General features: G+C 41.2%; 11 protein-coding genes. 9 read left to right on the top strand and 2 right to left on the bottom strand.

Going from position 1 to position 16,449, the window contains the following annotated elements:
- The first annotated feature begins 46 nt into the window (after window positions 1-46).
- The 5 genes from IV514_RS17660 to IV514_RS00150 all read left to right on the top strand — a co-directional run bounded on the left by IV514_RS17660 (window position 47) and on the right by IV514_RS00150 (window position 4,709).
- The gene (locus IV514_RS17660) at window positions 47-1,987 is read left to right on the top strand and encodes a methyl-accepting chemotaxis protein (RefSeq protein WP_206482897.1); all 1,941 of its coding nucleotides are present in this window, start codon (window positions 47-49) and stop codon (window positions 1,985-1,987) included.
- Window positions 1,988-2,098: 111 nt separating this feature from the next.
- Window positions 2,099-2,260, top strand: a complete 162-nt coding sequence (locus IV514_RS00165) for a hypothetical protein (RefSeq protein WP_206482895.1) — start codon at window positions 2,099-2,101, stop codon at window positions 2,258-2,260.
- A 17-nt stretch (window positions 2,261-2,277) separates the two neighbouring features.
- The gene (locus IV514_RS00160; protein ID WP_206482893.1) at window positions 2,278-2,751 is read left to right on the top strand and encodes a peroxiredoxin; all 474 of its coding nucleotides are present in this window, start codon (window positions 2,278-2,280) and stop codon (window positions 2,749-2,751) included.
- A 119-nt stretch (window positions 2,752-2,870) separates the two neighbouring features.
- Window positions 2,871-3,398, top strand: a complete 528-nt coding sequence (gene ftnA / locus IV514_RS00155; protein ID WP_206482892.1) for a non-heme ferritin — start codon at window positions 2,871-2,873, stop codon at window positions 3,396-3,398.
- A gap of 123 nt (window positions 3,399-3,521) precedes the next feature.
- Entirely contained in the window at window positions 3,522-4,709 is a 1,188-nt protein-coding gene (locus IV514_RS00150; protein ID WP_206482891.1) for an NAD(P)/FAD-dependent oxidoreductase, read from the top strand.
- Window positions 4,710-4,815: 106 nt separating this feature from the next.
- Here IV514_RS00150 and pulA read toward each other — a convergent pair whose 3' ends face one another.
- On the bottom strand, window positions 4,816-8,436 hold the full coding sequence (pulA, locus tag IV514_RS00145; RefSeq protein WP_206482890.1) for a pullulanase-type alpha-1,6-glucosidase: 3,621 nt from the start codon (window positions 8,434-8,436) through the stop codon (window positions 4,816-4,818).
- A gap of 380 nt (window positions 8,437-8,816) precedes the next feature.
- Between pulA and IV514_RS00140 the strand changes: the two genes are divergently transcribed.
- Window positions 8,817-9,797: a helix-turn-helix transcriptional regulator gene (locus tag IV514_RS00140; protein WP_206482889.1), complete on the top strand. Its 981-nt coding sequence runs from the start codon at window positions 8,817-8,819 to the stop codon at window positions 9,795-9,797.
- A 76-nt stretch (window positions 9,798-9,873) separates the two neighbouring features.
- On the opposite strand, the gene IV514_RS00135 is transcribed toward IV514_RS00140, so the two are convergent.
- Window positions 9,874-12,612, bottom strand: coding sequence for a pitrilysin family protein (locus tag IV514_RS00135; RefSeq protein ID WP_206482888.1), 2,739 nt, complete (start codon window positions 12,610-12,612; stop codon window positions 9,874-9,876).
- A 577-nt stretch (window positions 12,613-13,189) separates the two neighbouring features.
- Between IV514_RS00135 and IV514_RS00130 the strand changes: the two genes are divergently transcribed.
- The 3 genes from IV514_RS00130 to napH all read left to right on the top strand — a co-directional run bounded on the left by IV514_RS00130 (window position 13,190) and on the right by napH (window position 16,352).
- Window positions 13,190-14,581, top strand: coding sequence for a GntP family permease (locus IV514_RS00130; protein ID WP_206482886.1), 1,392 nt, complete (start codon window positions 13,190-13,192; stop codon window positions 14,579-14,581).
- 189 nt (window positions 14,582-14,770) lie between these two features.
- Complete coding sequence (gene napG, locus IV514_RS00125; RefSeq protein ID WP_206482885.1) at window positions 14,771-15,508, top strand: ferredoxin-type protein NapG; 738 nt, start codon at window positions 14,771-14,773, stop codon at window positions 15,506-15,508.
- Between the two features lie 4 nt (window positions 15,509-15,512).
- Window positions 15,513-16,352, top strand: a complete 840-nt coding sequence (gene napH / locus IV514_RS00120; protein ID WP_206482884.1) for a quinol dehydrogenase ferredoxin subunit NapH — start codon at window positions 15,513-15,515, stop codon at window positions 16,350-16,352.
- Window positions 16,353-16,449 lie beyond the last annotated feature (97 nt).

The raw sequence follows: 16,449 nt of genomic DNA, 5'->3' as shown, positions 1-16,449 counted from the left end.
TTATTGAAAATGCGCACTCACAAACTGTCACTTAATAAGGATTATTGTGCGCGTTTCCAGTTTTTCTCGAGGCTCAGTCGTTGCTATTGCTATTTTTGCACTGGTATTTGTATTTACCATGTATCAAGTCGGCAACTCATTAACTCAAAGCCGTCAACAATATAGTGAATATCAGGCACTCAAGTCATTAGCTACGGTCAAATTCAATCGAACAATTGCACAGTATTTACAAACAGGAGATGCCAGTTTACTGAATCAGGCACAAAGCCTGCTCAAAAAAATTATCGACCATAGTAAACGGTTGGGTATTGCCAGTGTCTCTCACGACATCTCACAACAAGCCGTACAACTAACACAAGATATTGAAAATAAATATCGCGCCATGGGTAAACTTAGCGGCAATCCATTCGCATTATTAATTAATGGTGAACAGGCAATGTCTACAATTAACCATCAATTATCACAGTATGCACTACAAAGTGCTGCGTTATCTCAACAGCAGCAGCTCGATTACCTGAAATTAACCAACAACATAGCGAAAGTTATTGCTGATTTAGTCACCAGTCGCGAAGCGCTATTTTCACAAACACAAGCCAATCAGCAAAGCATTAAGCGCTACATTGATGAACTTAAGCAACATATGCAATTGTTAAATAACTACCCAGCATTAGCTATCTTTGATGAGCTTAACGATGACGATGATTTTTTTGCTGACGAAGATGAACCCGAAGATTTAGCCAGTGATGCATTAAATGAGTTAACTACCTTAGTTAAACGTTATCTAAGTGAATTCGACACCACGCTTTTATTACAGCAACAACAGCAAAATGGTTTAACAATGCTAGCAACACAGGTTGAGCAGCTAGAACAGTCCATCATCAAGGGTGAAGCAACAATTATTTCTCAGCAAGCACAAGTGAACAAGAGGCTGACGTTGATAGTGATAGGGTTGCTGGCATTTTTAATACTATTTCTAGCCACCAACTATTGGCTGATGCGTAGCGTTGTGCTAAATCCTTTACGCAAGCTACGTGATAGTTTTGTCACTTTAGTTAATGAAGGCCGGGTCGATCAAATCACAGGTATCGCACTAAAAACGGAACTGGGTGAAATCTCACAGAGCTTCAATCAAATGGTGTCGCAATTAGCTAATGATGATAAGCAAAAGTCCACCCAACTCACCTTGGTTTCCAGCGCAATGAAAACCATGGAAGATCAGGCCAAAAACATCCTAAATTCTTCATTTAGTACGAATAAACATTTATCTGCAGTTGATGAAACTATCCAAGCATTGTCAAAAGTCACCGATGAAGTGAATACCTTGTCTTATCAAGTGGTGGAAAATGCCCAAGCAACACAAACAGCAATGCGAGAAAGCCAAGGCAATGTCAGTGAAGTGCTCAAAGCGAGTGAAAAAACAAACCTTGCCGCCTGTGCAGGTAAAGAAGCAATCCACTCACTGGCAGAATCGGTTAAAAGTGTCGGTACCATTGTCGACGTGATCAGCTCAATTGCTGAACAAACCAATCTGCTGGCATTAAATGCTGCTATCGAAGCAGCACGTGCTGGCCAACATGGCCGTGGTTTTTCAGTTGTTGCCGACGAGGTAAGACAATTAGCAGGTAAAACTCAAGAATCGTTGAACCAAGTCAGTGATCGCTTGGCACAACTCAATCAAGCAAGCGATACCCTTCAAAGCTGTATTAATGGTATTGAACAAGCATCTGCTCAACAAAAACATATTGCTCAATTATTAAGAGATAATGCTGAAACTGTTGTTAACCAAGCGGTGACATCGGCAAATGTTGCTGAAAGCACCTTGGCACAAGTTAATCAACAACGGCAGCATTTTATCGAATTTGAACAAGCAATGACGAGCGTCAATAGTGAGATTGCTCAGTCGGGCCAACTCGCTGACACCATATCAAAGGATGTTTCAGCACAGGTCAAAGATATTAGCCAAACTCTCAAACTGGTGGCCAGTTAAGCTAGATAGCAGGTATTTCACCCCATCAAAAATGGATAAAAATAGATTTATCCGTGCGCCTTTGTCATATATCCACTAAAATTAAGTTCTCTAGGGTGAAAGGCGCAATAGATGGCAAAGTCTTTATGTAAATGGAAAAAGAAAGACATCGACAAGCAACTGCACGAACTCGCGCATATTGTCGATAAACCTAGATATATATGTAAAGATTGTGCCCGTGCCAGCCACGACAAAGGCTTTTTATGTAAAGCCGTTAAATTACCCCTCTCTTAACCTTCTTAAGGATATTTATGATAGCTAAAAATATGGCAATGCCTTCGGGACAATTACAGCAGCTGAAAGATGGTGCCGTGATCACCCATAACACCGATGAACTCTTCGCCAATAAGAAAGTCGTATTATTTGCCGTCCCTGGCGCATTCACCCCAACATGCTCTGCTGCTCATCTGCCTGGCTATGTGGTGTTAGCAGACGAATTTAATGCTAAAGGAGTGGATGAAATCATTTGTCTTTCCGTCAATGATGCCTTTGTCATGCATGCGTGGGGAGCCTCACAAAATGCTGAAAACATCCGCATGTTGGGGGATGGCGATGCTAGTTACACTTCCGCCTTAGGTTTAACCATGGATACGGGTAGTTTTGGCGGAGTACGCTCACAGCGTTATGCCATGATCATTGACAATGGTATTGTGCAAAACATTCAAGTTGAGCAACCAAAAAGCTTTGAAGTAAGTAAAGCTGAAGTCATATTAAAAGCCTTATAAATACAAATAATTAGTATTTACCATCTTGTTGTTTTCTTTAGGATTTTCCATTAACAGCCTTGAACAACAATCGGAAAACAGGCAAAATCTGCCACCGAAACAAACACAGAGGACAGCCCATGTTAAAACCGGAAATGGTTAAACAACTTAACCAACAAATAAACCTAGAATTTTATTCATCAAATCTCTATTTACAAATGAGTGCTTGGTGTGAAGAAAAAGGGTTTGAGGGAGCCGCAGAATTTATGCGAAAGCATGCGCTAGAAGAAATGGATCATATGAATCGTCTGTTTACTTATGTTAGTGAAACAGGGGCTCTACCGATTCTTGGCACCATTGATGCGCCGCCACACGAGTTTGATTCATTAGCCGATGTTTTTGAAAAAACATATCAGCACGAATGTGAAATTACCGAACGTATTAATGAGCTTGCCCATCTGGCGTTTTCCAATCATGATTATTCCACTTTTAACTTCTTACAATGGTACGTTGCAGAGCAACACGAAGAAGAAACCCTGTTTAAAAGTGTATTAGATAAAATCAACCTAGTTGGCCATGACGGTCATGCATTATTTTTTGTCGATAAAGACTTAGCCGAAATGGCTAAAAGCGGCAGCAGTAGTGTGATGAAGGAACCAAACGCGTAAAACCAATAAAGGCTTCTTAATGAAGCCTTTTTACTTTTACTCGCAGATTAGCATTATCAGCCCCTAGCGACTTAACTAAGTTACTTTTATAATAGCGGCAAAACACCAACTTAAAGGCACTCTGTGCAAACAACTGACGTATTAATAATTGGCGCAGGGGCTGCTGGCCTAATGTGTGCAGCAACAGCAGGCTATCGCGGAAAGTCTGTTACTGTGGTTGATATGGGCAAAAAGCCTGGTCGAAAAATTCTTATTTCGGGTGGGGGTCGTTGTAACTTCACCAATGAAAATGCCAGCCCAGACAATTATTTATGTCAAAACCCTCACTTTATTAAATCAGCAATGAGTCGTTATAGCGCACAAGACTTTATTGAGCTGGTTGAACGCCATGGCGTTAATTATCATCATAAAACCTTAGGGCAACTATTTTGCGATAACTCCGCGCAAGATATTGTTGATCTGTTGATGACCGAATGTGAATGGGCAGGTGTCACAGTTGCATTGAGAAATGAAGTATTAGACGTGGCAAAAAATGACAACGGATTTATTGTCAGTACCACAGAGCATCAATACCAATGCCAATCACTGGTGGTTGCTTCAGGTGGCCTGACTATGCCCAAACTTGGCGCAACACCAATCGGGTATAAAATTGCTGAGCAATTTGCCATCGACGTGTTGCCGACAACAGCGGCATTAGTGCCATTTACCTTGCATCAACACGATAAAGAGCGCTTTGATGGCTTATCTGGTATTAGCATTCCTACCATAGTCAGTAGCGAAGATGGCACCCAGTTTAAAGAAAATATCTTATTTACCCACCGAGGGTTATCTGGACCTGCCATCTTGCAAATATCTTCATTCTGGCGCGCAGGGCAAGCCGTGACAATCAATTTACTTCCTGACAATTCAATTGCGCAACACATCACACAATGGCGAGAAACACACCCGAAAAAATCATTAAAAAACCAGCTTGCTACCCTGCTCCCAAAAAGCTTTGTTGATGCCATGATCAGCCAACAGGAAATTACCGATAAAAACATTAATCAATTATCCCATCTAGATATTGAGCAATTGGCTGCATACCTACATCAATGGCAAATTAAACCGAACGGCACGGAAGGCTATCGAACAGCTGAAGTCACTCTCGGCGGCATAAACACCGACGAGCTTTCATCAAAAACATTTGAAAGTAAAAAAGTAGCCAACCTCTATTTTATTGGCGAAGTGATCGATGTCACCGGTTGGCTTGGCGGCTACAATTTCCAAGCCTGCTGGGCTCAGGGTGTCGCCTGCGGACAAGCAGTAAATTAATATTTAACTGTGAATCAGCTAAAAAAAAGGGCTGTATTTCTACAGCCCAATACTCTTAATTCGCTCTTCTATTTACATAAAACAACTGTAAAACATAAAGCGAGTTTTAATACTTGCGAGCATTCTTGATATCGCGCTGGTTAACAAATACCGCAACCGTTCTTGCAGGCACAGTAAATTCACCCTCTTTTTTCGCAAACGTTGATTGCTTAACAATCGGATCTTTTGCACCTTGTAGCGCTGGATGTAAGTTAAATGAATAGCCTGTTAACGACTCCATGGTATATTGTTGCGCTTGGGTCGTCACATTTATCAACACCATTTGCTCTATCTGTTCACTGCCAGTTAAGCTCATCACAATTAATCCTGGAATTTGATCGCGACCAGTGTTGTGAAAATGTAGCTTATTGCGGATTTCTTCCGCTGTTTGCAATCGATATAGCGGGCTACTTTGTCGTATTTTCAACATTGCTTGGATATTGTTAGTAACTGAGACAATATTGTTACTAGTTATGGCTAATTCAGGGTTTGCTAACAACGGCGTGATCACCTGCCAGTTTTGTTCATTATCTGACTTTAACGGTAAGCCACGACCCCAGCCATTTGTCTGATAAGAAAAATCAAGCACATTAAACCAATCACCCGCATCATAACTATTACGATCCATTGACTTAGAGCGCATCATTTCCTGACCTGCATGAAAAAACGGCACACCTTGCGCTAGCGCTACAATAGCATTACCAAGGTTTTGAACTCTTGCCCTGTCTGCTGCCGAGGTTGATACCGGGAGTTTGTATTGGTTAGCATCAAACAAGGTTTCATTGTCATGAGCGGCAATATAGTTAATGGATTCTTGAGGGTCACTTGCATAGCCTCCCAAGCTTGAGGTACTAATTAGCTGACCTTGATAATTTTCAAAGACAAAGTCTGATAAAGTCCCCGCTAATGCCATTCTCACTTTGTCTGATATCCATAGTAAGTCATCCAAACTAGCATTGCTTTCATCATTGGCATCATAATATAAACCGTTGATAAAACCTTGGCGGGCAACATGATCTATACCTGAATCAAATGGGCCACCACCTCTGACAGCATCTCGGATATGATCATTAAATGCTCCTACGCCAGTATTCTGCCCCATGTTATACTGAGATGCTTGCTCGAAACGCGTATTGTTAACCACTTCGCCAAAATTCCAACCTTCGCCGTACAAATAAATATCTTTACCGTCGACACCATCATTTTCAACGGTTAATGATTGCAACATGGTTTGGGCTTTGAGAATATTTTGCTTGCTATGATGGCCCATCAAGTCAAACCTGAAACCATCAACCTTGTAAGCTGTTGCCCATGTTTTTAACGAATCAAGCATAAGTTTTTCCATCATATTATGCTCGCTAGCCGTATTGGCACAGCAGCTACTCATTTCAATACCGCCAGTACTATTTAAGCGATGGTAATAATCAGGCACTATTTTATCTAACACCGATTTTTCACCTTGCAGGCTACCACTCGTATGGTTATAAACCACGTCCATTATCACGCGTAGTCCTGCTCGATTTAACGCTGCAACCATCTGCCTAAATTCTTTGATCCTAAGTGCACTGTTTGGCTGCGTGGCGTAGCTTCCTTCTGGAACTGTGTAGTGATATGGGTCATAGCACCAATTAAAGCCATCTTGAGTGCGAATCGCTTCAATGGCTTGTTGCTGCTGTTGAGAATCAGGGCCATACAGGCTCAAATCGCTAACGGTGAGTTGTTCACTTGTATCTTCATTAATGGTCGCACAATCAAAAGCTGGCAATAAATGCACACTGGTTAAGCCACTTCTTGCCAGCTTAGCCAAATGCTTCATCCCTAAGCCATTCACGGTAAATGCTTTAAATGTGCCTTTGTAAGCATCGGGTACTTCGGGATCATTGATACTAAAATCTCGCACATGTAATTCATAAATAGCTTGATCTTCAGGAGCATTTAACGCGGGCTTATGCAGGTTATTCCAAGCAACGGGTTTTAATTCATTAGCATTCAAATCAATGATCTGACTAAACTGACTATTGATTGACAGGCTCACTGAATATGGGTCAGTTACTAGATTATGCTCTATTTTTCCTGTGGCACGGGTATACACTTCCACTTCAAATTTGTAATATTTTCCATGCCAATCGGGTGAGCCAACAACAGACCAAGTTCCTGAGTCGGTATTTTCATCCATCAAATAAATGCTAGGCTCTGATGCTAAGTCAGCATAATCATATAAATGAAGTTTAACTTGTTTGGCCGTTGGCGCCCAAAGTCGAATCGTCGGAATACCTTCATCAAACATAACCCCTAATTGACCACTGAAGGTATATAAGTCATCAAGCACACCCGGCGGCTGAATACCTGTGGCAAATGCTGGTTCATTCTCACCTGTTTTTGCATATACCGCGAACTGCGACTTCAATATGGCCGGAATTTTACTGATATCTTCTGGCTGAACCTTAAATGTTGGCAAGCCCGTTAAATGGCGAAATTTGTCAGCAAGTTGGCCATCAACAACGCCGTCAGCTGTTAAGGTGATTTTATCGCCACCAGTGAGCCCTTCAGTCAAAGACAAGCCCAATTGCGCTTGTTCACTGTAATGGAGTTCAACAACATTTACATCAGCAACGTCCCATGCGATGGTATCTTCAGATAGCCAGTACGCTTTGGCTTCAGACAAATTTGCATCAAACTGATTACCACCAATCGTTAACAAATGGCTTGAGGGATCATAACTAAACTCTACGGGGTCATTATCGGTCAGTACGTTAAAGCGGATATTGGCACCATTTTGCTGGCCATTTTCACCATAATTCTCCTGCCAACTTTCATTGTAAGCAACTTTGGCTTCGTATGAACCAGCGGTTAAGGCCGTAGTAGTAAAATGATAAATACCATCACCATCAACATCTTTTAGCCAACTGCGCAAACAATCGGGTTGCCAATTCCCCGGGCAACCTAACTGCTGTTGAAAGTTACCGGCAATCGTCGCAATGACCGAATTTTTATCATTGGTGATCCAATGACTTGCATGGTCGTAATAAAACTTAACTAGTGACGTTTGACCAAGGGTTAACTCTATATTGCTGCCATTGGCTTGACCATTTGCGCCATAATTTTCATCCCAGCTTTGGTTGATCGCGGTTTTAAATAACCAATGACCTGCTTGAAGCTCGAAACTGCCTTGCCAAATCATGTCGGTATCGTCTAACACTAAGCGACTTTGTTGACACGCGGGTTGCCAATCTGCTGGACAACCTACCTCTGATTGTAAATCGCCCACCAATGTGACCACATCAGGTTGAATAACCACAACAGGCGCATTATCACTCACGGTATGAGTGCCTTGTTGATAAGTAAAAGTCACCTCTGTCGCTTCAGCTAACTCTAACGTTACGTTATTGCCGTTATCACCATAACTTTCGTCCCAACTATCATTTATCGCAACTTTGTATTGCCAACTTCCTGCCGGCACCAAAAAGCTGGCTTGCCATAAATCACCCTGTTGAATCAACTCTGTTGCTGAACATTCTGGCTGCCAATCTCCACTACATCCCAGCTCTGTTTGCAAGTCACCAACTAAAGCGATAGCGGTAGGTTGAACCGTATGGTCGGCATATAAAAGAGTAGAAAACATCAGTGGTATTAATGTCACAGCTGGTTTAGATAGCCGCTTAAAGTATGTTTCGTCCTGAGTCGTCATTATTATTCTTTCCCCATTAGTACTTTTATTGTTGTTATTAACTTTGCAGAAATTGCGCATTAATTAATCTACGCTAGCACTTAGCAAAGCCTTTCAACAACGAAGTGCATACGTATTCAAACCCCTCAGAAAAAATGAATACGTATGCACACAACAAAACTATGAGTAATGAAACAAACAAGGAATAAACAATATAGATACAGCAACCCAATCAGCTAACCAAAACAGACAACAGCATTGCTCGCATCCAAAAAAGCCGCTAAATTTAACCATATAGCGTAATTGCAACCCCCAGTTGACAAATTAACAACCTGACTTGATGGTCTGCAACTATCCTACTTTTTAAACTGACTGCTGAAATAATATGAAAGGATCACTTTATGATACTAGCAGAAAAGATTGTCAAATTAAGAAAACAACTGGGTTGGTCGCAAGAAGATTTAGCCGAAAAAATGAATGTGTCTCGGCAATCCGTCTCCAAGTGGGAAAGCACGAATAGCATACCTGATTTAAATCGCATAATAATGTTAGCGGACATTTTCGAGGTTTCAACCGACTTTCTTCTTAAAGATGAAAATGAAACTTTTGCCCACGAAAGCAAAAGCGAATCGGCTGACACCGTTCAAATCACCTTGGAACAAGCGATGGAATATTTTGACAGCAAGATGAATATATCAGCGTTAATCACCAAGGGAGTCATATTGTGCATATGCTCAGTGGTACCGCTTTTTTTCCTGCTGGCAATGGCAGAATCAAGTCGATTGAACCTAACCAACAATGTTGCGGTGGCTCTTGGTGTGTTAAGCCTTTTAATAATGATCGGTATCGGTATCAGCTTTTTTATTAAAATCGATCAATATAAAAATGACACTGCCGCCATCGATAATAATAAGTTTGAGTTGGCGTACGGTGTACACAGCGTATTTACAGATAAACTCAAAAAATATCAAACAAGCTATTATCGACAATTATCAATGGGCATTTTCATCTTCATCTTCAGCTCGGTACCGTTAATATTTGCCGCCATGTTTTCTGCAAGCGCTGAGATTATTTTTATGATGTTAATCGCCCTGATGCTTTTGATAGCAATCGGCATATATTTGGTGGCACCAGCCTCGGCAAAATACGAGGCATACCAAAATATTCTTAACGATAGCACGACAGAAAATGAAAAAAGTAAACGCACCAAACGTGCAGAAAAGCTGGCAGCCTTTTATTGGCCATTACTTACCACTATTTTTCTTGGCTGGAGTTTATGGACCATGCAATGGGGCGTAACATGGATCATTTGGCCGATAGGCGCAGTGCTTTTTGTAGCGCTAGTTGGATTATTAGAACTACTTAATAAAGAAGATGATTAATACCATCTAAAAGCATTAATTTGCACATAAAAAAAGGGAAGCCTAGGCTTCCCTTTTCTTACATCAAAATAACGAGTTATTTTTCAACTTTACTCATATCACCGGCTTTAATAATGGCAAAATCTTCCACTGTCAGGTATTTACGCATAACTTTGTTAATATCTGCTGCGGTTAATTGCGCGATTTGCTCTTCGTATTGCTTAGCAAACTGCATGGTGCGGTCTAAACGTAAGTTGCTATTAAGTTTGCCCGCTAGTTCTCTATCTTGCGAACGACTCACTTTACGACCTTGTAATAAACCAGATTTTGCTGCTGTGACTTCTTCATCAGTAAAACCATCTTTAAGCATACGAGCGATCTCTTCTTTAAAGCCCACTTCTACTTTTGCCAAGTTTTGTGGTGCACAAATCGCATAAGCTCCCATGGCTGCTCGTTGATCAAAATCACTAATATTTAAGAACGAGCCTGCGCCATAGCTTAAACCATCTTTTTGACGTAAACGGGTCGCTAAACGACTATTTAAGAAACCACCACCTAACATATAGTTACCGATTGTCAGTGCAGGGGCATCAGGATGATCCGTACCTACAGGAATACTTAAAGACGCAACAAAGGTGGCATTTTCTTTATCAGGCGTATTAAAGGTCATCGCATCATTCGATAACTTTTTATAAGGCGCCTCAATTCTTGAATATGCAGTACCACTTTGCCAATTGGCGGTAATATCATCCAATACTTTGGTGGTAGCCGCTTTGTCAAAATCACCTACTACAGTAATTTGCATACTGTTTGCACCATAAAAATCTTTATGGAAACGCTTAACATCATCTAAGGTTACCGCTGCAAGAGCTGCTAGCTCATCTTCAAACGACCCAACATACAAAGGATGTCCTTTAGGGTATGGACGTTGATGATTGCTAAATGCTCTAAACGCAATACGTTGTGGATCTTGTAGTTGCTGCTCTATGGCAACTTTCGTTTCACTTTTATAAAGATCGAATTCCTTCTCATCAAACGCTGGTTTTTGAAGTACTTCAGCAACCAGTTTTAACGTCTCATTTAAATTTTTACGCGTAGTATTTACGGTTACATAAGCACCAGTGTTTCCACCGCCAATGCTCACTTGTGCTTCTAACTTATCAAATGCTTCTTTTAGTTGTTCACGAGTGTAGTTTTCACTACCACGCATTAACATTGCACCAGTAGCATCACCAACCGCATTTAAACCTTGTAACGACAATAAGTCACCCATCTGTAGCGACGCACGTACCACAACTGACTCACCACGTGTTTTCTTCGGTAATAACGCAACCTTCACGCCTGTATCTAATTTGCTAATTTCACTACGGGCATCAATATTGTCATGCGATGGGTCAAATGCTTCACCTTGAGCGACTTGCTTACGACCTTTATAGTCTTTTACCATCTCTTTAACATTGTCCACTTGTGGAATTGTCGCACGTTGTGGTTTTTCAGCAGGAATAAACTTACCTAAGGTTCTGTTATTACGCGTAATATAGCTATTCGCGACACGGTTCACATCCTCTACAGTGACTTTTTCCACGCGATCGCGATTTAAGAATAATAAGCGCCAGTCACCCATACCTAACCATTCGCTTAGTTCTAACGCGATGCGTTCTGAAGAATTAAAGGCAAGCTTGGTATTTTTTAATAAGGTACGTTTTGCTTTTTCAACTTCTTCGGCGGTAATTGGCTGATCAGCAATCCCTTCTAGCGTCGCTAACAACGCCGCTTCGGTTTTAGCCAAATCGGATTGCTTATCCACTTCAGCCATAAAGATGGCAACACCTGGTTCAGCCCACTGGAAGTTAAAACCAAATGAATTACTGGCCAGTTTTTTCTCAACTAAGGCTTTATGTAATCGACCCGTTGCTTGTGCTGATAATACTTCATTTAATACATCAATCGCAGCAAAATCAGGATGCGAACCCGCAGGTACATGGTAGATTGCACCTATCATTTGCGCATCACCAACACGACGAACCGTTACTGAACGTTCACCATCTTGAGCAGGTTCTTGGGTATAAAGTGTGGCAATTTCACGCTCAGGTTTTGAAATTTTACCAAATGTCGCCTTAATTTTTTTCAGCATAACTTTAGGGTCAAACTTACCCGCAACCGTTAGCGTTGCATTATCAGGCTGATAATACTTACGGTAAAACGCCTGCAGACGATCAATTGGTACATTTTCCAAATCAGCACGCGCACCTATGGTCGATTTACCATAGTTATGCCATTCAAACGCCGCAGCAAGCATACGTTGCAATGTAATTCTGAACGGGCTATTTTCACCTCGTTCAAATTCATTGCGGACCACGGTCATTTCGCTATCTAGATCCTTTTTCGCAATGAACGAATTGACCATGCGATCTGATTCCATGCTTAATGCCCAGTCAATATTCTCTTCTGTCGCAGCGAAAGTTTCAAAGTAGTTAGTTCTGTCTGTCCAAGTAGTGCCATTAGGGCGAGCACCATGAGAGCTTAATTCGGCAGGAATATCTTTATGCTTAGGTGTACCTTTAAACACTAAATGCTCTAATAAGTGAGCCATGCCGGTTTCACCATAGTTTTCATGTTTTGATCCCACATGATAAGTGACATTAACCGTCACCGTTTCTTTGGTGTTGTCTGGAAACAATAGCACTTGTAAGCCGTTATCTAGACGGTACTCTGTGATCCCTTCTACCGAAGTGATTTCTTTTACTTGTTCAGCGAACACTGAAGGTGAGAGTGTGGTCACACAAATAGATGCTGCCACAGCAATTTGTGCAGGCTTAAACCATTTTTTTAACATATTTATTCCTTTTATTATTCTCATAGCCTAAATGTATCAGTTTGTTAACTGCTTGTTAATATCAAACAGTAAACAAATATGTCATACGATAAATAAATGTGAAAACTAGCTATGTCTTTTGTTTTCTCCTCAATACAGAAGAATTATCACTGTTATATGTTGAAGATCAGGCATAGTACAACTTGAAACACAGAAATTACATTAGCAAGTTATCGCGTATTAGCAAATGCTTATTTAATATTCACTGCTTAACAGTTCTTCCCAAACCAATAATTTCAACCATGAACACCATATTGGTTGTACTCAATACCATCATCCGATTCACTGAAGAACGAACCACAGATCTTTAAACAATATTGACAGCGTCAAGTTAATGCCTAAGAATAGGTTTTCGTGTATTCAACATACGCGAAGCATTCGTATGTATCCTGTGCGACTTTTTAATGAGTCTCTAGACAATGTGTTTTCAACTAAAAACATAAGATACAGAGTAAATGTTCAACGCTACTGAATGTTGGTAGAGTGTACTAGCTAACCAGTAACGTCCAAATAAATAATAAGAATAAAAGGATAGTTTATGATTGAAAATATAGGATTATTTGGTGCCTTATTCCTACTAATCGTATTGGCATTACGCGGAAGAAACATTATATTCTCGGCATTATTAGCATCGCTAGTAGTGATTGTAACCAACCCTATCTCATTAGCCGACAGCCTAAATCAATATTTTATCTTTGGTAAATTAGGTGCATTTAGTTTTGCCGGCAAGTTTTTTATTCTCTTTGCATGCGGTGCTATGTTTGGTCGTGTGATGGGAGAAAGTAAAGCAGCAACCAGCATTGCGTTCGCTTTAGCAGACAAACTAGGTGCACAACGCACATTATGGATAGTAACCATTGCCTGTGCTTTACTCACTTATAGTGGCGTTGTTGTTTTTGTGGTGATATTTGCCATTTACCCACTCGGATTAAAATTAATTGAACAAGCCAATATTCCCAAAAGACTTTTAGTTGGTGCAATTACCTTAGGCAGTGGCACTTTTACCTTAACCGCTTTACCTGGCACGCCCTCCATTCAAAATGTAATCGCATCTTCCGCACTAGGCACCGACTTATTTGCCGCCCCATTACTCGGTATTATTGCCACCATTATTATGTTTGGTGCTGGTATTTGGTACTTAGAAACACAGCGTAAAGCTGCGCAGATTAATAATGAAGGGTTAGTCAATGTCGCAAATGACGCCTCTAGCACGAGCAAAGAAACGCTTAGTGAGTCAGTCAACCTTCCCCACTGGAGTTTAGCGATTATACCATTGTTTGTAGTTATCTTCTGTATTCTTACCCCGAGGATATTATCCGGTATCTACGGTGCAGAACTAACTAATGGTGATGATACCTTCAGTCAGTTAATGACCTTTGCCACCACACAGATCATTTTATGGCCAAGTATTTCGTTGTTCATTGGCTGTATTGTTGGCTTACTAATTTTTAAATCTATTCGAGTACAAGCTGTCAAAGTATTAGGTGATGGAACGCAAGATTCAATTTTACCGTTAATTAATACCGCAGCTGTGATTGGTTTTGGTGGCGTAGTGACGCAAACCCAAGGGTTTGCTGACTTTGTGCAGTTTCTACTCACAATAGACTTACCACCTTTATTGTCTATGTTTGTCTCGGTGAGTTTAAGCTCTTCAATTGTGGGTTCCTCTGCCGGCGGATTACAAATATTTTTACAAACCATGGCAGAGTCATACTTGGCACTGGGGATCCCTGCAGATGTATTACATCGAATTGCGACAATAGCCAGTGGCGGCTTCGACTCTTTACCTCATTGTGGCGCGGTTGTCGCTATTCTAACAATTACCGGCATGACACATAAACAAGCTTATAAAGACATCTTTGTTATTACGGTGGTTTTTCCTGTCATTTCTGCACTGGCCATCATAGGCTGGGTTGCATTTTTCTACTAAGTTTACTGCAAATATGTTCCTTATATCACTTTTGATATAAGGAACATTTCAATAACAACACCAACGACTAATTCAATTAAAACTCGCCCCTTTAACAGGTTAAAAAATACGCACCATTGTTTGATCCACTGCAATAAATTCACGATTTAAGCAGCCTATACTTATTCCAAGTGAATGAAGTAATATCTCATGGCCAAATCAAAAAAAGTCTCTCGCCGACAGTTCATTATCAACTCAACGCAGGTTGCATGTGCAGCAGGCGTTGCGACGAGTTTCATCGGTGGCTATGCTGCACAGGCAAATTCCTCAAACGCGCAAGCACTTCGCCCACCGGGCGCACTAACTGAACAAGACTTTTTATCTGCCTGTGCCCGATGCGGTTTGTGTGTGCAAGCCTGCCCATATGACACATTAAAATTGGCAAGCTGGCTAGATGAAGCTCCTAATGGTACACCCTATTTTGATGCCCGTAATATTCCTTGTGAAATGTGTGACGATATTCCCTGTGTTCCAGCTTGCCCCACCGGCGCATTAGATCATGAGTTAACCAATATTGATGATGCAAAAATGGGAATTGCAGTCATTGTTGATCGCAGTACTTGTCTTAATATCAACGGTTTACGATGTGATATTTGTTATAACGTTTGTCCAGTTCGTGATAAAGCCATTACGTTAGAAAAGCGTCAAAATCCACGCATTGATTATCACGCAATACTCGAACCTGTTGTCCATGCCGATGCTTGCACGGGTTGTGGTAAGTGTGAGCATGCTTGCATCACCGAACAGGCTTCAATCAAAGTGCTACCTATTGAGCTAGCCAAGGGAAAAATGCAAAACCACTATCAGCTTTACTGGCAAACCGAACAAGCCGATCAGCTGAATAAGCAACCAGACTTGCCAAAACTCAACATGGCAAAGCCGGAATAACAAGATGAAAAATGCAGTTGGCTATCACTCGCAACAGGCGCATGGCTTTTGGTTTGCTCATCGCTTACTAATACTGCGCAGAATGTCACAAGTCAGCATTTTACTGTTATTTTTATTAGGCCCATGGCTCAATATTTGGCTAATTAAAGGTAACCTATCCAGTAGCATCATCCTTGATACTGTCCCTTTGACCGATCCTTTTGTCTTTTTTCAACTGTTATTTTCTGGCCATTTTCCCCAGCTCAATGCCATTATTGGCGTGACTATCGTACTGGCGTTTTATTGGTTTATCGGGGGACGCGTGTTTTGCTCTTGGGTATGCCCTGTGAATATGCTCACTGATTTAGCCGCCTGGCTGAGAAGAACGCTTGGTATCAACACTCACACCAAATTGAGTCGACACATTAAGTACTCACTGCTTGCCGCCTGCTTTATCGCACCAGTACTGCTCAGTTATGTTGCGTGGGAAATGATCAACCCAGTATCATTAATGCACCGAGGAATTATTTTCGGTATCGGGTATGGCTGGTTAGTACTGACGGCCATTTTTTTATTCGATCTGTTTATTACCCGCCACGGCTGGTGCGGTCACTTATGTCCGATGGGGGCTTTCTATGGCTTAATTGGTCGAACAAGCCAAGTAAAAATAACCGCCAGCAACCGAGATAATTGTAACGATTGTGGTGATTGCTACCTCATCTGCCCAGAACCCCATGTGCTTAAGCCAGCGCTAAAAGGCGCAACTAAAAATATTCCCCCCATCATTACCAACAGTGATTGTAGCAATTGTGGCCGTTGCATAGATGTTTGTGAACCTAAGGTATTCACCTTCACCATGAAATAACCAGCCGCCGAACAAGTTCAAAATACTCTCCCCTTTATCTGTGAGTGTCATTTCGTCAGTCTAATATTTGCTAGTAATAGCTAAATATAGTAAAAGC

The sequence above is a fragment of the Thalassotalea sp. G2M2-11 genome (assembly GCF_017168195.1).
Classification (GTDB): Bacteria; Pseudomonadota; Gammaproteobacteria; order Enterobacterales; family Alteromonadaceae; genus Thalassotalea_E.
This window is presented reverse-complemented; position numbering and strand designations above follow the sequence as displayed.